This is a genomic window from Labrys neptuniae (assembly GCF_040797145.1).
In the GTDB taxonomy this organism is placed as follows: domain Bacteria; phylum Pseudomonadota; class Alphaproteobacteria; order Rhizobiales; family Labraceae; genus Labrys; species Labrys neptuniae.
Genome location: NZ_JBFNQD010000023.1, coordinates 16,463 through 36,323, shown reverse-complemented (window position 1 = coordinate 36,323; position 19,861 = coordinate 16,463). Strand labels below are relative to the sequence as shown.

Genomic DNA, 19,861 nt, shown 5'->3' with positions numbered 1-19,861 from the left:
CGATTTTCGCGGATCGCAAAACGCTATGGGATTGGAATAATCCCCGGCAAACAAAGGCTTCGCCGAGAGTGTCGATGAAAAGCTCGAAATCCGGAGCGTCGGTCGAAGGCGCATTTGAGCGGCCGCTGACAGTCGGATGACGCAGTCCGGGAGAGAACGATTATTCGGCCGCCTGCAGCGCCTCACCTTCGCTCATGGCCTTGGCGCCTGCCGCCACCGCCTTGACGATGTTGTGGTAGCCGGTGCAGCGGCAGATATTGCCTTCCAGCTCATGGCGGATGGTGGCCTCGTCGAGATCGCCGCCGAGCCGGTCGACCATGGCGACCGAGGTCATGATCATGCCGGGCGTGCAGAAGCCGCATTGCAGGCCGTGATTGTCGCGGAAGGCTTCCTGCATCGGATGGAGCTGGCCGTTATTGGCCAGGCCCTCGATGGTCGTCACCGAGCTGCCGCTGGCCTGGACGGCAAGGGTGGTGCAGGATTTGACGGCCTTGCCGTCAATATGCACCACGCAGGCACCGCATTGGCTGGTATCGCAGCCAACATGGGTACCGGTAAGCCTGAGGTGCTCGCGCAGAAATTCGACAAGCAAAGTACGTGGATCAATATCAGCCGTAATTTCCCGTCCGTTGACGAGAAGCGAAACGGAAGCCATGGGGTCCTCCAACCGGTTCGCGATCTGTTGTCCCCTCTGTGTTCGCCACCATTCATTTGATGGTCTGAACGAAGGACTCTCATGAAGCAGATCGGAATAATTCTAGTCTGGACCCCCGTTTTTCGGTGGTCAAGTGACAAGCTTGAAAAGTTGAGGGTCGTTTTTGCGGGGTTTTTCGCGATTTTTTCGATTTTTCGAACAAAGGTGATGGAGCCCCCCTGCGACAAGACAGCACGAGCACACAGGTCTTGCGATGCAGCATGGAATGTTGTGCTGCAAAGGGAACTATGCGGCAAAAGCACAACACCCATCCGCAAATGCCGCGCCCGGTTTGACGTCCGGCAGCACAATCATCTCGAAATTGTCGCAGAGTCCCACTATAAGCCCGGCAAGGATCCCACGAGTCAGCCCTATTTTGGAACCGCGTAACCCCAGAACATCCGAACTCCTTGCGGCGATTGCCTCGGCGGAAGGGGAGGAGCGCATTTATTTCGGCGACCTGACGGCCGCCATGCGCAACCGCGCCTTCGGTATTCTGTTCTTGCTCTTCGGCATACCCAACTGCCTGCCGATGCCGCCGGGCATTCCGGTGATCTGCGGCATCATCGTCGCCCTGATCGCGGCGCAGATGGTGATGGGTCGCGACAATCTCTGGCTGCCGCAATTCCTGGCCAAACGCAGCTTCGCCCGCAAGGATCTGCAGCGTATCGTCACCAAGGCGGAGCCCTGGATCCAGTGGGTCGAGCGTTTTGCCAAGCCGCGCCTGCATCTGTTCGCCGACGCGCGGTCCCGGCGGATCGTTGGCATCGTCGCCCTGGTGCTGGGCCTTGCCCTGCTGCTGCCGATCCCGATCATCGGCAACATCCCGCTCGGCATTCCCATCTGCATCCTCGGCCTCGGCCTGGTCGAGCGCGACGGCGCCGTCATCCTGGCTGGCTATATCGCTACCAGCGTGGGCCTGTTGATCACGGCCGGGCTCGGCTATCTCATCTTCCAGGGCGCGCTGGCCATCTTCTGAGGCGCGCCGGCGACAGTCCCGTCGATATTCAGGCGGCCGTTCGAGCGCGTTCCCTTGCTGCCTTGGTGTCGCGAACCGGCGGCAGGCCGAACAACCGGCCATATTCGCGAGTGAATTGGGAAACGCTCTCATAGCCGACCGAGAATGCCGCCCCGCTCGCGCCCATACCCTCGGCTTGCATCAATCGCCTGGCCTCGATCAGGCGCAGCTGCTTTTGGAATTGTAGGGGAGAGAGCGAGGTTATCGACCTGAAATGCTGGTGAAATGAGGAGGAACTCATGCCGGCAGCCGCGGCCAAGCGCTCGACCGGCAAGGGCTGCATGAATTCGGCCCTCAGTATCGCGACGGCACGTGCGATGCGCTGTGCGTGGCCATCGGGCCAGCCCAGTCGTCGTATTGCCGTACCGTGACGGCCGGCCAACAGCCAGTAATGCATCTCACGCACGAGTTGGGCTTGCAGCACCGACACCGAAGCCGGTCGATCGAGCAAATGCATCAACCGTAGTGCCACGTCGGCGACCTCGGCATCGGTGGGCTGGACGCGTACCGGGACATGGTCGGCCCCGCCAAAGGCATTCATCTGCGCAGCCAGATCGGCTATCACGGCAGCGTCCAGCTCCAGCACCAGCGACAGATAGGGAGCCATGGCGCTGGCGTGGGTGATCTGGCTCACGGTCGGCACATCCGCGGTGATCAGCAGGGAATCGCCAGCCGCGAAGTCGAAAGCCTGCATGCCCATGGTGACATGCTTGCTTCCCTGCAGCACAAGGCAAGCGAGGGGGCGGGAGATGGCATGAACCAGGCCGCTGGGCGCCGTCGCCCGCACGGTGGTGAGACCCGGAATCGGCGTGGCCGCGATACCATTCGAGTCGGCGTGGACTTGGGCATGGCGGCGGATGGCTTCAAGCAGGGCGGTCATGGTGACAGCCTACTCGCTTCGCGTCCGTCCTGCATGCCTCTTGGAGGATTAGGCAAGAAACATCGAGATTCCAGCAACACCGAAGGCAGGTTTGGCCCGATATCGGAGGCCGTCACACCAACGGAGTTTGCCCGATGACCAGGATTTCACTCGTAACCGGGGCCAGTCGCGGTCTTGGCCGCAGCACCGCCCTCAATATTGCCCGCCTTGGCGGCGATGTCATCCTCACCTATCGCAGCCGGAGCGAGGATGCCGAGGCGGTCGTCGCTGAAATCCGGGCCATGGGCCGGAAGGCGATCGCCTTTCAACTCGATACAGGTGACGTCGCAGCCTTTGCCGCCTTCACCGAAAGGGTGCGGGCAACGCTGCACGACACGTGGTCGCGGGGGACATTCGATCATCTGGTGAACAATGCTGGCCATGGCGACTACGCCCTGATCGGCCAGACGACCGAGGCGCAGTTCGATGCCCTGGTCAACGTCCATTTCAAGGGCGTTCTCTTCCTCACCCAGGCCCTGCTGCCGCTGATCGCGGATGGCGGTCGCATCGTCAACCTATCTTCCGGCCTGACACGCGTGTCCTATCCAGGCTATGCAGCCTATGCCGCGGCCAAGGGGGCCGTGGAGGTTCTGTCGACCTATCTGGCCAAGGAACTGGGTGAAAGGCGGATTGCGGTCAATACCGTGGCGCCGGGCGCGATCGAGACCGACTTCGGCGGTGGTGCCGTTCGCGACGATCCCAGCATCAACAAGATCTTTGCGCAGATGACCGCGCTTGGGCGAGCCGGAGTGGCCGAGGACATCGGGCCGATGATCGCGAGCCTGTTGTCGGACGCCAATCGCTGGGTCAACGCCCAGCGGATCGAGGTTTCGGGCGGCCAAGCCATCTGAGCCGCTCAATCGCTGAAACGGATGCCGTCGCCCAGGCCGATCGTTCCCGGTTGCTCGACGGTGCCGTAAATGCCGATCTGGTTGGCGAACTGACGCGCGACTGTCTTCATGATCGCGGGAGTGCGCTGGGCCGTCTGCGGATCGAGGGTGATCATCACGCAGCGCTCGATCGGCCGGTCGGTGCGCAGACGGACCTCCCGGTTGCCGATGGCGACCCTTTTGTCGAGCCAATCCCGTTCCCAGCTCTCGGCATCCGCGGGTTCTATCAGAAGATTGATGCGGAAGCGTTGCAGATCGATATCGCCGCCATGGGCCTGCGCCAGGCGGCCGGTCGTCGTCGTGCTCACCAGAGAGATGACGGCGCTGTCGAAATGGCCTCGGCCGAGCTGCATCAGGTGCACGGGCTCGCCAGCCGCCTCGCTCAATTCCCGGCACAAGGCGGGATCGTCGATGTCGTATTCGCCGCCCTTGGGGGAGTGCACGACCAGCGTCGAGGTTTTGGGATCCTCCGGCTTGAGGTAACGGGCGCGGTAGAGCAGGAGATCGGGCAGATCCCGGCCGGTGAGGTAGGGAAAGCGGCCGCGATCATTGGTTTTCACGAAGGCATATTGCCGGTCACCCGCCAGGCCGTTCCAGTGCAGCTCCGCCGTGTCCAGGATGTCGCTGCCCATGGATTTGACCGGAAAACGCTGGATCCGACGAATGACGCCGATCAAACCGTTTTTGCCCATGCCCGTTCGCCTATCCGGGGTTGAAGGGGATCAGTGGATGGAGAGGCCGTGGGAATCCCATTCGTCGCGCGGGACGGCTTCGCCGACCCTGTATTCCAGCGATATCACCTTCATGCGATCGGGCGTCGCCTCGCAGGTAAAGGAATATTGATACCAGATCCCGCCGCTGCGGAAGGCGCCGCCGTCGCCCTTGAGCGTGTCGCCCGTCACATGAGGATCGCCCAGCGCATAGGCGATCACGCTGTCGGGCTTGTAGGGGCGGGATTCGTGGCGCAGCCTTTCCATCAACTCGATGTCGCAGGCCTGCTGAAACCGGTCGGCCGGGGCCAGTTTGGCGAGGCCGGCTTCGGTCCGGCCGGGCTTGACGTTCTGGCGTGCTGAGGCGGGTGTCAGGGCAAGGGCGATCAGGGCGATCGAAAGCAGCGTCGATTTCATTCCATCCAGTCCAGGCAGAAGCGAACCCGGGCCGGATCGCGTGAGCGACCGGCACAGGCCCGGTATTGGCCATGATCCCCACCACGCGCCGCACGATCGGGTGGAAGCCCCCCGGGAAATCGCGCGGCGTCTGGAAATGAGGAGCCCGAACAAAGGCGTTTGACAACCGCGCTTATTGCTCCGGGCGACAGGCCCCGATGGCCGGGGCAGTCATCTCCATGGTGGGGAGGATCGGCCCGGGAAGAGATGGGTCTGGTTTCAAACCCAGGTCGACCCTGTGCCGATTCAGGGAGCGCAACCTAGCGCCTCATCCTCATCTTGTCGATCCATGGCGGATCTGGGCACCCGGGCGATGGGTGTGGTTCGATTCTACCGCTTGCGTGCCGCGTCCACGCTGATCGATCCCGGGCCGGCGAAAACGAAATAGAGGAAGAGGAAGCAGTAGAGGATGGCGGCGTCGCCGCCGTTCAGGGCCGGGAAGAAGGATTTCGGCGCGTGGAACATGAAATAGGCCACGGCCATCTGCCCGGAAAGGATGAAGGCGACGGGGCGGGTGAACAGGCCGATCACGATCAGCAGGCCGCCGAAGGCCTCGAGTATGCCGCCGAACCACATCAGGCCGAAGACGGGGATCTCGCGATCCGGCGCGAGTGCGGGAAAGCCGAACAGCTTCTGGGTGCCGTGGGCCAGGAAGATCAGGCCGGCGACGATGCGTACGAGGGAAAGAATGGTCGGCGCATAGGCCTGGAGGGTCGATTGCGTCGAGGATTGCGACATGCTGCTCCGTCCGTGGTCGCTGAGGGGAACGCAGCCTTAGGTTAGTCAGACACGACTTTCCAGCCCGTGCGGCCGGTTCGGCGATCACGAACCATCACGTTCTTGTTTAACGTCATTCCAGATTTGGCGGATTTTCCGGGGCGTTCCGGCGGCCTGCTCCAGCAAGGCACGCGCCGATCCGCTCCGGTTCAGGGCGTGTCGAGCACGCCCGTCTTGCCGATGATGTAGGGTGGCCTGGGAATGGCGATGTGGGCGGCCCGCAAGGCCGCCGACCAGCGCTCGCGCAGATCGTGGAAATAGGGCTCGCCCGGCTCTATGCGATGGCTGATCTCGGATTTGAGCGCGTCCCGCCGCACGGTGAGGATGTCAATCGGCATGCCGACGCCGAGATTGGAGCGCATGGTGGAGTCCATCGAGATCAGGCCGACCTTGAGGGCATCCGGCATTTCCGTCTCGTAGTTCACCGCGCGATCGAGGATCGGCTTGCCATATTTGTGCTCGCCGATCTGCAGATAGGGGGTATCGGCCGTCACCTCGATGAAATTGCCCGCCGAATAGATCATGAAGAGCCGCATCTTGCCGCCCTTGATCTGCCCACCGAACAGGAAGGCCACGTCGAAGCGGCTGTTGTGCTCCTCCAGGCTGCGCCCATCGGTGGCGTAGACCTGGCGAATGGCCCGGCCGATCAGCTGGGCGGCCTTGAACATGCTGGGCATGCTCATCAGCGTATCGACGGCGCCGGTATCGGGATTTTCCAGGCCCTCCTGGATATGGTCCAGCACGGCCTGGCTCACCGAGAGGTTGCCGGAGGTGCACACCGCCAGGACGCGTTCGCCCGGCTCTTCGAACACATGCAGCTTGCGGAATGTCGCGATGTTGTCGATGCCGGCATTGGTGCGCGTATCCGCGATCATCACCAGGCCCTCGCGAACCGAAATCCCGACGCAATAGGTCATCGACTGAACTCCCAAGCCGCCTGTCGGCGGTGCCCCCCAAGCAAGCCTGAACCTTCAGGCTGCCACGCCCTTCCCATAGAGCAAGATTCGTTTGCCGCCTACGGGCGCAAGGCCGGTCGGGAGAGCGGCAAAAAGCGGCAGGGGACCTAATGCTTCGGCGCCGAGCGCAGGCTCGAATAGACCATGCGGATGATGAGCACCAGCGTGGTCAGCACGATCAGGATGACGGAGATCGAGGCGATCGCCGGATCGATGTTGTCGCGCACCCCGCTCCACATCAGCCGGGGCAGGGTGATCGCATTCACGCTGGTGATGAAGAGGGTGACGCCGATTTCCTCCCAGGACAGCACGAAGGACAGCATCGCCGCGGTCAGCAGGCCGAACTTGATGTTGGGCAGGATGATCCGGGTGGCGCGCTGCCAGACGCTGGCGCCCATGCCGCGGGCGGCGAGATCGATGCGGCGGTCGACCTGGCTGAGCGAGACCATGATCAGCACCACGCAGAAGGGGACGATCATCACCACATGGGCGAGGACCACGCCGAGCCAGGTGTCGAAGCCGACGAGGGAGCTGACCTGGGACAGGCCGGTGAGCAGGAAATAGAGCGTCATCGCCGAGACGACCGGCGGCACGATCATCGGCAGCAGCACGAAGCCGACGAGGGCGGCGGCGAAGCGGGGACGAAACATCCAGATGCCGACGCAGAACAGGGTCGCCAGCGTGGTGGCGAGAGCGCTCGAAACTACGCCGATGCGGATGCTGAGCAGGATGGAATTCGCCCAGTCCGGATTGGTGAACAGGGTACGGTAATGGGTCAGGGCGTAGTTGCCGTTGGGCATGGAGAGGTAGCGGGCTGCCGTGAACGACACCGGCACCACGGCCAATAGCGGCAGCAGCAGGAAGACGGCGACGAGGGCCGCCGCGGTGAGGGCGATCAGGCCGGGGCGATGCGATGTCATTTGGACACTCCCGTATCGCCGAGGCGGGCATAGCGAAACAGCAGGGCCATCAGCGCTGCCACGATCACCACCAGCGTGACGCTGATCGCCGCGCCGAGGCCCCAATCCGGGCTCTGGAACATGCGCAGATAGATGAGTTCGGCCACCATCACGCTGCGGCCGCCGCCGAGAATGGCGGGCGTGACGAAGAAGCCGAGGGCGAACACGAAGACGATGAGCGTGGCCCCGATGATGCCGGAAAAGGTCATCGGCACGAAGACCTTCCAGAAGATGCGCAGCGGACCGGCACCCATGCCGCGAGCGGCCAGAAAGACGCGTTCATCCAGGCTCCGCATGGCCGAGGCCAGCGGAAACACGGCGAAGGGAATGAGAAAATGCGTCATGCCGATGATGACGCCGAACTCGTTGCGCACCAGCGTCAGCGGCTCCGAGATGAAGCCGAGACTCTGGAGCCAGCTGTTGACCAGGCCGCGATTGGAGAGCAGCGCCAGCCAGCCGAAGGCGCGGGTCAGCACCGAGATCCAGAAGGGGATCAGGATGCACAATTCCGCCAGGCGCTGCTGTAGCGGCGTGCCACGCACCCAGACATAGGCGATCATATAGGCGGCGATGACGGTGATCACCGTCACCATGGCGCAGATGCGGAAGGTACGCAGGAAGACCGAGAGCACCAGCGGGTCGCCGGCAAGCCTTTGATATTGCGTCAATCCGGGTTCGGGCAGCGTGATGCTCCACTGGGCCACGCCGAGGAAGGGAATGAGATAGACCAGCGTCAGGAACGCCAGCAACGGCCCTGCCAGAACCAGGAATGAAAGTGAAGACAAGGGCTTGCGCATCAAAGCTCTCGCATGTCTTCACTGCCCGGACTTGGAGGCCGCCCGGGCAGTGGATGAAAGGTCAGGCCGAGATGATCTTGGTGTAGGCGTCCAGCGCGGCGCCGTAATTTTCGGCATACCAGTTCATGTCGAGCGCGATTTGCTTGCTCATATTGGCGGGATCGACCGGATTGAGGCGCTTCTGGTCGGCGGGGATGAGGGCATCGGTGGCCGGATTGGCGGGGCCCTGTCCGAGCATGTCGAACATCACCAGCTGCTTCTTGGGATCCTGCGCGCTGGCGATGAACTTCATCGCATTGTCCTTGCCGCCGGGATTGTTCTTGATCACCGCCATGGCGCCGGGCGAGATCAGGCCCTGATCCCAGATGAACTTGATCTGGCCGCCCGAATCCTTCTCCAGCACCGAGGCGCGCGTGGACCAGATCAGCGCCATCGAGGCATCGCCATTCAACAACACCTGCTGGCTTTCGGCGCCGCCACCCCAATAGGACACCACATTGTCCTTGAAGGCAGCGAGCTTGTCGTGGGCGCGCTTGAGATCGAGCGGATAGAGCTTCTCCGGCGCCACGCCGTCACCGAGCAGCAGCGCCTCCCACATGCCGGCGCCCCATTTGTAGAGTGAACGCTTGCCGGGGAACTTCTCCACATTGAAGAAATCGGCCATGCCGGTCGGCGGCTTGTCGCCGAATTTGGAGGCGTCATAGGCAATGACATAAGAGAAGAAATAGGTCGAGGAGGCATGTTCCCAGCCAAAGCCAGGCCGGAACTTCGACTTGTCGACCACCTTGTAGTCGATCGGCTCGAGCATGCCCTGCTTGCCCAGGGAGATGGCGGAGAACGGGTCGGCGTCCACGATGTCCCAGGTCGGCTTGCCGCTCTTGAACTGCGCGGTGATGCCGCCTTCGGTCGGGCCGGTGCCGTCTTCCTTCACGGTGATGCCGGTTTCCTGCTGGAAGGGCTGGCCATAGGCGGCGTCATAGGCCTTGATGGCATCGCCACCCCAGTTGACGAGGACGAGCTGGCCGCCATCGGCGCGGGCCGGGCCGGTGCGCAGGGCAAAGGGAGCGCCGGCGAGGACCATGGCGGCGAGCTGGGCAAAACGCCGGCGGCTGATCTGGCCGGCTTCGACCTTCGAGGCGAGGATTTCGAGACAGTCTTTCTGGAAGGCTTCATTCATAGCCGATGTTCCCCTGTTGGGTATGCGAAGGCGGATGGTGAGAATTTCGTTATAATTATTTGTTTTTTACGGTGTTTTATTGCAGGAGAAGCAGTTGCTTTACGCATCTTCCGGCAACAGGAATCCCTTGCTCTTGGGCCAGGTGAGCCAAAGGTCCGGCCCGTTTGCCAAGGCCTCCGCCGCGCGATCCGTCGGCAGCGTCAGGCTCACCGGCGTGCCGCTCTTGGTGGTCAGGGACAGTTTGGTGGCCGAGCCGAGATAGGTCGAGGCCGTCACGGTGCCGGCCAGGCAGTTGAGGGATTCTACCTGCGGCCTGGCCGAGACATCCATATGCTCGGGGCGGATCGCCAGGATGCCAGTCTTACCGATATGGCTCTGGGACGGCACGTCGAGCAGGGCTCCGTCGCAGGAGCCGCGGGCGTTGCCGGCTTCCCGCTGGACGTCGTGCAGCGGCAGGAGATTGATGTCGCCGAGGAATTCCGAGACGAAACGGTTGGTCGGCTTCTCATAGACCTCCTGCGGCGTGCCGACCTGCAGGAGCTGGCCCTGGTTGAAGATCGCTACATGCGATGACAGCGCCATTGCCTCGCTCTGGTCGTGCGTGACGAAGATGAAGGTGGTGCCGAGCTCTTCATGCAGGCGCTTGACCTCGTCCTGCATGGAGTTGCGCATGTTCTTGTCGAGAGCCGAAAAGGGCTCGTCGAGCAGGAGCACGGGCGGCTCGAATACCAGAGCCCTCGCCAGGGCCACGCGCTGCTGCTGGCCGCCGGAGAGTTTGGCAGGAAGCTTGTGGCCATGACCGGACAGGCCGACACGCGCCACCATCTCGCCGACGCGCCGACGGATCTCGTCGCCGGGCACCTTGCGGATATGCAGGGGGAAGGCGATGTTCTGTTCCACCGTCATATGCGGGAACAGCGCATAGCCCTGGAACACCATGCCGAAGGCGCGTTCTTCGGCGGAAAGCGTGGTGATATCGGTGCCGTCGCGAGTGAGGCGGCCGACCGTCGGCTTTTCGAAGCCGGCGAGGATCATCAGGAAGGTGGTCTTGCCGGAGCCCGAGGGGCCGAGCAGGGTGAGGAATTCGCCGCGGGCAATGGTAAGGGAAACGCCCTTGAGCGCCTCGAACTTGCCGAATGTCTTGCCGATGCCTTCGGCCCGGATCTCGGCAGCGTGTTCGATGCCCGAATGACCGGCTGCTTTGCCGGGCGCTACCCCGCCGTTTTGCGCCATGCATGTCCTCCTAGAGCAAAGCGCATTCAGGGATGAACGCGTTTTGCTCCGATTCCTTGTTTCGACGCGTCTTTGCGGTTCTTGCCGATTTCGTCAAATCGCAAAACGCTTTGGAAAACCGTTTAAAGCCTAAGCGTGATTATCGTTCACGACAATTGAATGTTGTTGCCTCTGGGGAAAAATTTGATTCACCCCAACGGGTAGCCCGCTACAGCCGTTCAGCCATAGTTGGGGCGGTATGTCGGGCTCGTCTGCGCCAAGGCCGACTTCAACCAGTCTGCGAAGGCCCGCGAGACCGCATGGCCGATCTTGGCATGCTCCATCACCAGGAAATAGGAGCGCGGCGACTTGATGGCGAGGTCGAAGGGGCGGATCAACTGGCCGGCCTTCATGGCGGTACGGCAGGTGAGTTCATCTCCCATGGCGATGCCCTGGCCGGCGGTAGCGGCGGCGAAGACGAGATTCATGTCGGAGAAGATCATGCCGCATTCGGCATTGGGATTTTCGACATTGGCAAGGGCCAGCCAGCGCGTCCAATCGTCGAAATCGCCCAGGTGAAGCAGTGGTGCCCTCAATACGTCCGAGGGTTCGTTGAGACCGCCGACCTTGTTGAGCAAAGCCGGGCTGCATAATGGCGTGAACTGGACTTCGCACAGCAACTCGACCGCCCGATTGGGCCAATTGCCGTCGCCGAAGGTGATGAAGAGGTCGACATCGGGGTTGGAGACGTCGTCGAGCCGCCGCGGCGTCACCACGCGCAACGACACGTCCGGATACATTTCCTGGAACTCGGCGATATGGGTGCATAGCCAAAGCGAGGCAAATCCGGGCGTGCAGCTCACCTGCAGCGTGCCGGCGACGCCCTTGTCGCCATATTGCAGCGAGGCATCCCCGATGACGGTGAGGGCCTTGCGCACCTCGTTGGCATAGTGGCGGCCGCGGGCGGTCAGCATCACGCCCTTGCCGTTGCGCTCCAGCAGGTCGAAGCCGAGATCGCGCTCGAGCAGGCGCAATTGGTGGCTGACGGCGCTGCGGGTGAGAAAGAGCTCTTCGGCGGCACGCCAGACGCTGCCGTGGCGGGCGAAGCTGTCGAGGGCACGCAGGGCCTGGGTGGAGGGAATGCGCAAGGGAACTCCGGAAATCTCTCACCAGATTTCGGGCAAGATTGCCTAAAGGTGAATGGAATTTGTTCAAACAGGCAAAACATATCACTTTTTGATAGTGATGTTCACCGCTTATCCTCCCCGTCAATCAGGGAGGTAGGAAGTGACCAGTTCAGCTCAGCAAACGGCGCTTGCGCATGTCGATGCCATCGCCGGCGACCTGTCGACCTGGACACGCACGATCTTCGATTTCGGCGAGACGGCCTGGCGCGAATATCAATCCGCCCGCTGGTATGTCGATCTCCTGCGCCGGCACGGTTTTGCCGTGGAGGAAGGCTCGGCCGGCATGCCGACCGCCTTCTGCGCGCACTGGACCGGCAAGCCGGGCGGGCCGACCATCGGCATGTATGCCGAATATGACGCGGTGCCCGGCAATTGCCAGGATGCGGCGACCGTCAAGCGCCCGCGGCCGGGGCTCAGCGAGCATGCCGGCGGCCATACCGATCCCCATTCGGCGCTCGGCACCTCCAGCCTGGGCGGGCTGCTCGCCACCAAGCAGGCAATGGAGCGCCACGGCCTTGCCGGCACGCTGCGCTTCACGGGCGAACCGGCCGAGAAGGTGAGGGGCTCCAAGCCCCTCCATGCCGCAAAGGGCTATTATGACGGCCTCGACGGCATGCTCTCCTTCCATCCCTTCTACATGCTGCCGATGTGCAACACGGTGCGCTGGGATACCCATTGCGGCGCCGCCTATTCGATGATCTATCGCTTCGTCTGCGACGAGCCGGAGGCCTGGAACCGGGCCGCCGGCGCGCCGATCCCGCAGTCGCATTCGGCCGTGCGCGCGCCCGGCGCCAATGACGCGCTGATGATGATGTACATGGCCTCCAAGGCCCTGCGCGACTCCATGCTGACCCACCAGGGCGGCTGGTCGATCAGCGAGGCGATCCTGACGGCCGGCCAGGCAACGGCGGACAATCTTCCCGCGGGCCTCGCCGAAATCCAATACATGATGCGCATGCCCACGCTCGACATGGCCGAGCAGGCAACCGCCATGCTCGACCGGAATGCCGAGATGGCGGCGCAGATGACAGGCTGCCGCTATGAACGCCACTGGGTATGCAAGTCGCGCCCGGGCCTGGCCAACCACGCCATCGCCAATGTCGTGTGGGACGCGATGTCGACGGTGGGAGCGCCGCGCTGGGGCGAGGAGGCCTGCCGGCTCGCCCGCGAGATCCAGGTCAATCTCGGGCTGGAGCCGATGGAAAAGCCCTTCCTGGCCGAATGCGAGCGCCTGATCGCCCCGCAGGAAGCCGAGGCGATCCTGCGGCGGGACCTGCCGCCCTCCCAGCACAACTCGACGTCGGACGACTATACCGACATGAGCTGGCATGCCCCGACGGCCCGCTTCTATGTGGCCCGGCCGGCTCTCAGGGCGCCGGAGGGCTATACCTATCCGGGCTGGGTGATGAATGCGCTCGGCGGCATGCCGGCCACCATCGATCCGATGGTGACGACGGCCGCCAAGACGATCGCGCTCTCGGCCCTGCGCCTGATCGAGGACGGGGAGGCGTGTGCCGCTGCCCGCCGTGAATTCGAAGAACGTACCGGCGGCGGTATCGGCGGCTCCAGCTGGATTCCGCCGCTGGCCGATTATCCGCCGCCGATCGGCTTCCGCTGGCCCGAATATGTCACCACCACTCGCGGGCGCGAATGGTGGATCCCCACCTGATGAAAAGGGAAACGACCATGAACCGCATCGAACAGATCCATGTCGACGACGCCTTCACCCTGCGCCGCCGCAACCTTGCCGGCGGCACCAAGCCGCTCAAGCATTGGGGCTTTCGCAACGAGACTGACAGGCTGACCGACGTCCTGCTCGGCTCGCCGGCCTATCTGAGGCACATGGCGACCAGCTCCCTGTCGCGCAAGCATCTGCGCGAGGCGCCCTGCAACATCCAGACCGCGCAGGCCCAGCACAAGGAACTGGCTTCGGCCTATGAGCATTTCGGCGTCGACATCCACTGGCTGGAGCCGGAGGTCGAACTGCCGATGCAGGTCTATACGCGCGATTCCAGCGTGATGACCCCCTATGGCGTCGTCATCACCGCCATGGCCAATTGGTGGCGCCGCGGCGAGAACTACGCCGCCATCCGTGCCTATGAGAAGATGGGCATCCCGATCTACGACATGGTGACATCAGGGACCTTCGAGGGCGGTGATTTCAACGTGATCGAGGAAGGCTGCGTGCTGATCGGTTGCGGCGGTGCCCGCACCCAGGAGGAGGGCGCCCGCCAGGTCGCCGAGTGGTTCGAGAAGGAAGGCTGGGAGGTCCGTCTCGCCTTCATCGACGAATATTACGTCCATATCGACCTGATGGTGGTGCCGATCGCCCCGAAGCTGACGGCGGTATGCCTGGCCTGCACGGAACCGGGGATCGTCGACTGGCTCAAGGCCAAGGGCCACGAGATCATCGACGTGCCCTTCCAGGACACCATGGCGCTCGGCTGCAACTTCATGTCGCTGGGCAATGACCGCATCATCGCGCCCACGGCGAGCAAGAGCCTGATCGGCCAGCTCAAGGCCCGTGGATTCGAGGTTGCGGCGGTGGATACCAGCGAGATATCCAAGACGGGCGGCGGCATCCACTGCATGGCGCAGGCCCTGCGCCGCGCGGCTTGAGCGCCCACGGCGAAAGACGATGAGGTAAGGCGATGATCGAGCAGGAAAACGCGCTGCCGGCAGGCTTCCTGTCCGATCTCGCCTCGGCGGTAGGCGCCGCCAATATCCGCACCGGTGCTGCGATCGCCGAGCTCGATCCGGGTGAGGAACCGCACAATCTCGGCGCCTCCGCCGTCGTCTCGCCGGGGACGACCGGGGAGGTGGCCGCCATCGTGGGGCTGTGCGTTCGGCATGGCGTCTCCATGGTGCCGCAGGGCGGACGCACCGGCCTCGTCGGCGGCGGTGTCTCGACGGCGGGACAGATCGTCGTCTCGACCCGCCGCCTCGACAGGATCGAGCGGCTCGGCGCCGATGAGCGCGTCGCCGTGGTGGAAGCCGGCTGCACGCTTCAGGCCCTGCAGGAGGCCGCGCTCGTCCACCGCCTCGAGCCCGGCATCGACCTGCCGGCGCGCGGCTCCGCCACCATCGGTGGCATGATCTCCACCAATGCCGGTGGCATCATGGCCTTCCGCAACGGCGTGATGCGCCATCGCATCCTCGGCCTGGAGGCGGTGCTGCCGGATGGCTCCGTCTATTCCGACCTCACCCGGGTGGTGAAAAATTCGGCGGGTTATGATCTCAAGCACCTGCTGATCGGTGCCGAGGGAACGCTCGGCATCGTCACCAAGGTCGCGATCAAGCTGGACGCCGTACCGCCGGCCCATGCCGTGGCCCTGTTCGGTTTCGACTCCGTGCCCGCCGCCCTGGCCGCCATCCGGCGGGCACTCGACGCACGGGTCGGCGAATTGCGCGCGGCCGAGGCGATGTGGGCCGATTATTTCCGCTATGCCGCCCGCCATTTCGCCTGGTCGGCACCGGATTTCTCCATGGAACACCGGATCTATCTCATCCTCTCCCTCGGCGGCGCCGACGAAGCGGCGCTGCAGGAGGAACTGGCTGTAATCTATGAGGAATTGCTGGAAACCCATCCCGAGACCAGCGCCGTCCTGGCAAGCTCGCTGGCGCAGGAGCAGGCGATCTGGCGGCTGCGCGAGGAATCGGCCGTCATCTATGTCGACCATCCCAATTCACCCAGCTTCGACGTCTCGCTACCCTTGTCGCAAGTGGACGACTATGTGCGCGCCAGCATCGCCGGCCTTGCTGGCGTCTCGCCGGGGCTCGCTCCCTTCGTCTTCGGCCATTTGGGCGATGGCAACCTCCATATCATGCTCAACCGGGCGGAAGACGCGCTGACAGCGGACGACATCGCCGGGGTGGAAGCGGTGCTTTATGGCGGCATCCGCCAGCGCGGCGGCTCGTTTTCGGCCGAGCACGGCGTCGGTTCCAAGCGCATCCATGCCCTCTATGCCACGGCGGATCCGGTCAAGCTCAGCTTGATGCACGCGATCAAGGCGATTATCGACCCGGCGGATCTCATGAATCCCGGCAAGGTGATCGATCCCTCTCGTCTTGCCGACGCGAAGCATTCGGACTGACACCGCCTGTGCAGGCAGATGCCATTGGCGGCGCATACCGGCAGCCTTGCGGCCCTGCCGTCATGCAGTTGTGTGCACTGGTCCGATATAACGCCTACCTCATCCGAATAGGGCATTGCTTCTTTCGTCGAAAGAACCCACTGTCCGAAATCGTCATGTATGGAAGTTGGTTTCAGGTAAAAAAAGCCAGCCCCCTTCTTTCGAAGGAGTTTTTGCTAGACTCCGGGGGCCCAGTATCGGCAAGATCGATCCCGCTACAGACAGGTAGAATGAAAGCCGAGTTTCGTAGCAGACCAACGGGATAGTTGGAGAGACCTATGTTCGTGATCTGGCCTGTCATCGTCGCGATGGTGCTGGGCGTGGTATGCGGGACCTTTGTTCCGGTACTGGCATTCACGATCATTGCCCTGATCGCTTCGATCGGCAGCGCCCTCATCATCTGGATGGCCGGTTTCGGCTTGGGGACCGCTTTGATCGACATGGTGGCCATCGCCATCGCCCTGCAGGTGGGCTATGTCTTCGGCATACTGGTCTTGCTCGCCGTCAGCAAACTGGCTCCGAAATTGCGGCCGGGCCTGGTGCGACGCTACGAGCACGAACACGATTCAAGCCGGCCTTGAGAGACTGCCCAATGCCGATCGTGCGTGTGCCGATCGCGCGCGGCCTGGGCATGGCAGCGGATCATCTGCTCAGCGATATCTGGCGTCAGCGATAGCCGGTGAAGCACCGGGTCTGATCAGCTCTGCGACTGGCGCTGCGCCTGAGGACGCTCGCCTTTTTCACCGATATCGACGGTGACCTCCAGGCTTTCGCCTTCCCCACCGTAATGGGCGCCCCGTACCGGCGCCGCGCCCAGATAATCGAGGCCGACCGCGACGCGGATGTGCTGGACGGTCGGACAGACCGACAGCGCCGGGTCGAAGCCAACCCAGCCCAGACCCTCGACATAGGCCTCTGCCCAGGCATGGCTGGCGCTGCCCTGCTGCGTCGGCGGTTGCCACAGCAATCCACTGACATAGCGCGAGGGTATGCCGAGCGTCCGGGCGCAGGCGATGAACAGATGGCTGGCGTCCTGCGCGACACCGTTGCCGGCGGCGAATGCCTGCGTCTGGCCCACTGCCGGCTGCTTCGGGTCGCCACTGACCTCGATGCGATCATGAATCGCCTGCATCAAGGCGTGGCAGGCGGCAAGCCCGCCTCCCGCTGTTCCGGCACTCCGGTGGGCGAAGTCCCGGATCGGAGCATCGGCCTGGGTGAGGTCGGTATCACGCAGATAGAGGGCGACGGGGAAACGCTCGATCACGCCGTGCAACACGCCGGCATTGTCGTGGGTCTCGACCTCGCCCTCCACGCGCACGCGCAGGCTTTCGATGCTGCCGATCGCCGTGAAGGCATGGCTGATATTGCCGAAGGCATCCTCGGACTGGCTCAACCTGACATCCTGGTCCACGTCGATGCGCCAGCGCACCACATGCTGGCCGTCATGCGAGCGCGGGGTCAGCCGCAGGGTCTGGATCACGGATTTGGCCGGCCGCTCGTAGCGATAGACGGTTTCGTGGGCAACGCAGATGCGCATGGGTTCGTCAGATCAGATATTGCTCGGCGATCGCCGTGCTCAGATTGTTGTTGTCGGTGATGAAGTCGGTGATGAAATCATGCAGACCGGATTGAAAGACCTCGTCGATGCTCAGATTCTGCAGGCGCGACTGGGTCACGCGAGCCAGACGCTGGGCGGGACCCTGCCGGCCATAGACCTGAGCGAGCTGGTCGAGATTCCCGTTCAGGTTCTCATAGCATGAAGCAAGCGAACGCGGCATCTGTGTGTTCAGGGTCAGGAGATCGGCGACGAGCCAGGGCTTGAGGCTTTCCTTGTAGACCCAGTGATAGGCGGTAAGGGCGGAGACGGCGCGCAGGATGGCGGTCCACTGGAAATAGTCGAGACTGCCGCCGACGCTTTCCGAGGGCGGCAGCAGCACATGATATTTGACGTCGAGGATGCGGGCCGTGTTGTCGGCGCGCTCGAGGAACAGGCCGAGCCGTGCAAAGGCATAGGCGTCGTTGCGCAGCATGGTGCGGTAGGCCGAGCCGTCGAACATCAGGGAGACGCCCTTGACCCAGTCGAGGAAGCGGGAGATTTCCTCGCGGCTCATCCGGGCCGGGTCATAGCGCTTGAGCTGGAGCCAGGCGTCGTTGATGGTCGACCACATCTCCGCCGTGAGGGCGGTGCGCACGCCGCGGGCGTTGGTACGCGCCATCTCGAAGCAATTGCGGATCGAGGAGGGGTTCTCGGCGGAAAAGGCCAGGAACTCGGTGACGGTCCGCTCATTGGCCTCCTCATAGGCGGCGAAGAAGGCGGGGCCGCATCCGGCCGTTTCCACCGCGCTTTCCCATTCCGTGGTCAAGCCGCCATAGGAGGCCGGCAGGGACGACAGGCGGTAGGCGGCATCGAGGATGCGGGCGAGATATTCGGCCCGTTCGACATAGCGGGCCAGCCAGAACAGGTTATCGGCGGTACGCGACAGCATGGCTCAATGTCCGGGCGAGAGGGAGCGGGAGAAGGAGGGCGAGCGATGCATGGCTGATATCACCGATCCAGGATCCAGGTATCCTTGGTGCCGCCCCCCTGGCTCGAGTTCACCACCAGAGAGCCTTGCTTCAGTGCCACGCGGGTCAGGCCACCGGGCACGATGCGGACCTTGTCCGAACCGGTGAGGACGAAGGGCCTGAGATCGACATGGCGAGGCGCGATGCCCTCCTCGACATAGCAAGGGCAGGTCGAGAGCGCCAAGGTGGGCTGGGCGATGTAGCCGAAGGGATGAGCCTTCAGCTTGGCCCTGAAGTCGGCGATCTCGGCCTTGCTGGCGTGCGGGCCGATCAGCATGCCGTAGCCGCCCGATCCCGAGACCTCCTTGACCACCAGACTTTCGAGATTGTCGAGCACATAGGCCAGCGCCTCGGGCTCGCGGCAGCGATGAGTCGGCACATTCTGCAGGATCGGCTCCTCGCCGAGGAAGAAGCGCACGATGTCGGGCATGTAGGAATAGACGGCCTTGTCGTCGGCGACACCGGTACCGACAGCGTTGGTCAGCGTGACGTTGCCGGCGCGATAGGCGGTCATCAGGCCGGGAACGCCGAGGGCCGAATCCGGTCGGAAGGCGAGGGGATCGAGGAAGTCGTCGTCGATGCGCCGATAGATCACGTCGACCCGGCGAGGCCCTTCGGTGGTGCGCATATAGACGATTTCGTCCCGCACGAAGAGATCACGCCCCTCGACGATCTCGATGCCGAGGCGGTCGGCCAGGAAGGAATGCTCGTAATAGGCCGAATTGTACATGCCCGGCGTCAGCAGCACCACGACCGGATCGCGCGAGGCCGTGCGAGGGGCGATCGAGCGCAGGGTGGCGAGCAGTTCGTCCGTGTAATTCTCGACCGGGGCGATGCGATGGCGCGCCACCACTTCCGGGAACAGGCGCATGGTGACTTCGCGGTTCTCCAGCATGTAGGAGACGCCGGAAGGTGTGCGCGCATTGTCCTCGAGCACATAGAAGGTATCGGCGTCGACGCGCACGATGTCGATGCCGGCAATATGGACATAGACGTCATGGGGCACGCTCTGGCCCGCCATTTCGGGGCGGAAGGCCGGATTGTTGAAGATCAGGTCCTCCGGCACCACGCCGGCGCGCACCACTTCGCGTTTGCCGTAGACGTCCTTGATATACATGTTCAGCGCACGCACGCGCTGTTCGAGGCCGCTTTTGAGCGTGTTCCACTCCTGGGCCGCCAGGATGCGGGGGATGATGTCGAAGGGGATCAGGCGTTCGGCGCCATCCTTGTCGCCATAGACGGCGAAGGTGATGCCGATGCGCCGGAACAAGAGCTCGGCCTCGTTGCGTCGGTGGGTCAGCAATTCCTTGGGGGCCGTGGAGAGCCATTGCGCGAGATCGGCATAGGCGGGACGTATAGCGCCGTCGCTCAGGGTCATCTCGTCGAACGCCGCCATGCAATCCCTCCAGAC

Annotated in this window: 20 protein-coding genes; 6 read left to right on the top strand and 14 right to left on the bottom strand. The window is 63.4% G+C overall.

Features of this window, described 5'->3' with window-relative positions:
• Positions 1-160: 160 nt before the first annotated feature.
• Positions 161-655, bottom strand: a complete 495-nt coding sequence (locus ABXS05_RS32015) for a (2Fe-2S)-binding protein (protein ID WP_068299266.1) — start codon at positions 653-655, stop codon at positions 161-163.
• A gap of 415 nt (positions 656-1,070) precedes the next feature.
• On the opposite strand from ABXS05_RS32015, the gene ABXS05_RS32010 reads away from it, so the two are divergent.
• Positions 1,071-1,673, top strand: coding sequence for an exopolysaccharide biosynthesis protein (locus ABXS05_RS32010; RefSeq protein ID WP_105862748.1), 603 nt, complete (start codon positions 1,071-1,073; stop codon positions 1,671-1,673).
• 28 nt (positions 1,674-1,701) lie between these two features.
• Here the strand turns inward: ABXS05_RS32010 and ABXS05_RS32005 are convergent, their stop codons facing one another.
• Positions 1,702-2,592, bottom strand: a complete 891-nt coding sequence (locus ABXS05_RS32005) for an AraC family transcriptional regulator N-terminal domain-containing protein (RefSeq protein ID WP_367626707.1) — start codon at positions 2,590-2,592, stop codon at positions 1,702-1,704.
• A gap of 134 nt (positions 2,593-2,726) precedes the next feature.
• Here ABXS05_RS32005 and ABXS05_RS32000 point away from each other — a divergent pair, with 134 nt between their 5' ends.
• Entirely contained in the window at positions 2,727-3,482 is a 756-nt protein-coding gene (locus tag ABXS05_RS32000; protein WP_311938821.1) for an SDR family NAD(P)-dependent oxidoreductase, read from the top strand.
• 5 nt (positions 3,483-3,487) lie between these two features.
• Here ABXS05_RS32000 and ABXS05_RS31995 read toward each other — a convergent pair whose 3' ends face one another.
• The 9 genes from ABXS05_RS31995 to ABXS05_RS31955 form a co-directional block, all read right to left on the bottom strand.
• Positions 3,488-4,213 (bottom strand): MOSC domain-containing protein, encoded by a 726-nt coding sequence (locus tag ABXS05_RS31995; protein ID WP_367626706.1) that lies wholly within the window; start codon positions 4,211-4,213, stop codon positions 3,488-3,490.
• A gap of 30 nt (positions 4,214-4,243) precedes the next feature.
• On the bottom strand, positions 4,244-4,648 hold the full coding sequence (locus ABXS05_RS31990) for a DUF930 domain-containing protein (protein ID WP_311938825.1): 405 nt from the start codon (positions 4,646-4,648) through the stop codon (positions 4,244-4,246).
• A gap of 369 nt (positions 4,649-5,017) precedes the next feature.
• Complete coding sequence (locus ABXS05_RS31985) at positions 5,018-5,425, bottom strand: DoxX family protein (protein ID WP_367626705.1); 408 nt, start codon at positions 5,423-5,425, stop codon at positions 5,018-5,020.
• 188 nt (positions 5,426-5,613) lie between these two features.
• Positions 5,614-6,381, bottom strand: a complete 768-nt coding sequence (locus ABXS05_RS31980; protein WP_311938829.1) for a proteasome-type protease — start codon at positions 6,379-6,381, stop codon at positions 5,614-5,616.
• Positions 6,382-6,527: 146 nt separating this feature from the next.
• Complete coding sequence (locus tag ABXS05_RS31975) at positions 6,528-7,340, bottom strand: ABC transporter permease (protein ID WP_311938831.1); 813 nt, start codon at positions 7,338-7,340, stop codon at positions 6,528-6,530.
• Positions 7,337-8,176, bottom strand: coding sequence for an ABC transporter permease (locus tag ABXS05_RS31970; protein WP_367626704.1), 840 nt, complete (start codon positions 8,174-8,176; stop codon positions 7,337-7,339). The genes ABXS05_RS31975 and ABXS05_RS31970 overlap by 4 nt, the downstream gene beginning before the upstream one ends.
• 61 nt (positions 8,177-8,237) lie before the next feature.
• Entirely contained in the window at positions 8,238-9,353 is a 1,116-nt protein-coding gene (locus tag ABXS05_RS31965; protein ID WP_367626703.1) for an ABC transporter substrate-binding protein, read from the bottom strand.
• A 99-nt stretch (positions 9,354-9,452) separates the two neighbouring features.
• Entirely contained in the window at positions 9,453-10,586 is a 1,134-nt protein-coding gene (locus ABXS05_RS31960; RefSeq protein ID WP_367626702.1) for an ABC transporter ATP-binding protein, read from the bottom strand.
• Positions 10,587-10,804: 218 nt separating this feature from the next.
• Positions 10,805-11,713 (bottom strand): LysR substrate-binding domain-containing protein, encoded by a 909-nt coding sequence (locus ABXS05_RS31955; protein ID WP_367626701.1) that lies wholly within the window; start codon positions 11,711-11,713, stop codon positions 10,805-10,807.
• A gap of 139 nt (positions 11,714-11,852) precedes the next feature.
• On the opposite strand from ABXS05_RS31955, the gene ABXS05_RS31950 reads away from it, so the two are divergent.
• The 4 genes from ABXS05_RS31950 to ABXS05_RS31935 all read left to right on the top strand — a co-directional run bounded on the left by ABXS05_RS31950 (position 11,853) and on the right by ABXS05_RS31935 (position 16,466).
• On the top strand, positions 11,853-13,421 hold the full coding sequence (locus ABXS05_RS31950) for a zinc-binding metallopeptidase family protein (RefSeq protein ID WP_367626700.1): 1,569 nt from the start codon (positions 11,853-11,855) through the stop codon (positions 13,419-13,421).
• Between the two features lie 17 nt (positions 13,422-13,438).
• Positions 13,439-14,371, top strand: coding sequence for a dimethylarginine dimethylaminohydrolase family protein (locus ABXS05_RS31945; RefSeq protein ID WP_311938844.1), 933 nt, complete (start codon positions 13,439-13,441; stop codon positions 14,369-14,371).
• 32 nt (positions 14,372-14,403) lie between these two features.
• Entirely contained in the window at positions 14,404-15,846 is a 1,443-nt protein-coding gene (locus tag ABXS05_RS31940; protein ID WP_367626699.1) for an FAD-binding oxidoreductase, read from the top strand.
• A gap of 317 nt (positions 15,847-16,163) precedes the next feature.
• A complete protein-coding gene (locus ABXS05_RS31935; protein WP_311938847.1) occupies positions 16,164-16,466 on the top strand; it encodes a hypothetical protein in 303 nt (100 codons plus the stop codon).
• A 116-nt stretch (positions 16,467-16,582) separates the two neighbouring features.
• Here ABXS05_RS31935 and ABXS05_RS31930 read toward each other — a convergent pair whose 3' ends face one another.
• The 3 genes from ABXS05_RS31930 to ABXS05_RS31920 are packed head-to-tail and all read right to left on the bottom strand — an operon-like array spanning position 16,583 to position 19,846.
• Positions 16,583-17,422: a transglutaminase family protein gene (locus ABXS05_RS31930; protein ID WP_367626698.1), complete on the bottom strand. Its 840-nt coding sequence runs from the start codon at positions 17,420-17,422 to the stop codon at positions 16,583-16,585.
• 7 nt (positions 17,423-17,429) lie between these two features.
• The gene (locus tag ABXS05_RS31925; protein ID WP_311938853.1) at positions 17,430-18,371 is read right to left on the bottom strand and encodes an alpha-E domain-containing protein; all 942 of its coding nucleotides are present in this window, start codon (positions 18,369-18,371) and stop codon (positions 17,430-17,432) included.
• A 59-nt stretch (positions 18,372-18,430) separates the two neighbouring features.
• Entirely contained in the window at positions 18,431-19,846 is a 1,416-nt protein-coding gene (locus ABXS05_RS31920) for a circularly permuted type 2 ATP-grasp protein (protein WP_311938855.1), read from the bottom strand.
• Between the last annotated feature and the right edge of the window lie 15 nt (positions 19,847-19,861).

Bases quoted from the DNA above. Each gene is read 5' to 3' on its own strand.
- ABXS05_RS32015 (WP_068299266.1), bottom strand. From the start codon at position 655: ATGGCTTCCGTTTCGCTTCTCGTCAACGGACGGGAAATTACGGCTGAT.
- ABXS05_RS32005 (WP_367626707.1), bottom strand. From the start codon at position 2,592: ATGACCGCCCTGCTTGAAGCCATCCGCCGCCATGCCCAAGTCCACGCC.
- ABXS05_RS32000 (WP_311938821.1), top strand. From the start codon at position 2,727: ATGACCAGGATTTCACTCGTAACCGGGGCCAGTCGCGGTCTTGGCCGC.
- ABXS05_RS31995 (WP_367626706.1), bottom strand. From the start codon at position 4,213: ATGGGCAAAAACGGTTTGATCGGCGTCATTCGTCGGATCCAGCGTTTT.
- ABXS05_RS31990 (WP_311938825.1), bottom strand. From the start codon at position 4,648: ATGAAATCGACGCTGCTTTCGATCGCCCTGATCGCCCTTGCCCTGACA.
- ABXS05_RS31985 (WP_367626705.1), bottom strand. From the start codon at position 5,425: ATGTCGCAATCCTCGACGCAATCGACCCTCCAGGCCTATGCGCCGACC.
- ABXS05_RS31980 (WP_311938829.1), bottom strand. From the start codon at position 6,381: ATGACCTATTGCGTCGGGATTTCGGTTCGCGAGGGCCTGGTGATGATC.
- ABXS05_RS31975 (WP_311938831.1), bottom strand. From the start codon at position 7,340: ATGACATCGCATCGCCCCGGCCTGATCGCCCTCACCGCGGCGGCCCTC.
- ABXS05_RS31970 (WP_367626704.1), bottom strand. From the start codon at position 8,176: ATGCGCAAGCCCTTGTCTTCACTTTCATTCCTGGTTCTGGCAGGGCCG.
- ABXS05_RS31965 (WP_367626703.1), bottom strand. From the start codon at position 9,353: ATGAATGAAGCCTTCCAGAAAGACTGTCTCGAAATCCTCGCCTCGAAG.
- ABXS05_RS31960 (WP_367626702.1), bottom strand. From the start codon at position 10,586: ATGGCGCAAAACGGCGGGGTAGCGCCCGGCAAAGCAGCCGGTCATTCG.
- ABXS05_RS31945 (WP_311938844.1), top strand. From the start codon at position 13,439: ATGAACCGCATCGAACAGATCCATGTCGACGACGCCTTCACCCTGCGC.
- ABXS05_RS31940 (WP_367626699.1), top strand. From the start codon at position 14,404: ATGATCGAGCAGGAAAACGCGCTGCCGGCAGGCTTCCTGTCCGATCTC.
- ABXS05_RS31935 (WP_311938847.1), top strand. From the start codon at position 16,164: ATGTTCGTGATCTGGCCTGTCATCGTCGCGATGGTGCTGGGCGTGGTA.
- ABXS05_RS31930 (WP_367626698.1), bottom strand. From the start codon at position 17,422: ATGCGCATCTGCGTTGCCCACGAAACCGTCTATCGCTACGAGCGGCCG.
- ABXS05_RS31925 (WP_311938853.1), bottom strand. From the start codon at position 18,371: ATGCTGTCGCGTACCGCCGATAACCTGTTCTGGCTGGCCCGCTATGTC.
- ABXS05_RS31920 (WP_311938855.1), bottom strand. From the start codon at position 19,846: ATGGCGGCGTTCGACGAGATGACCCTGAGCGACGGCGCTATACGTCCC.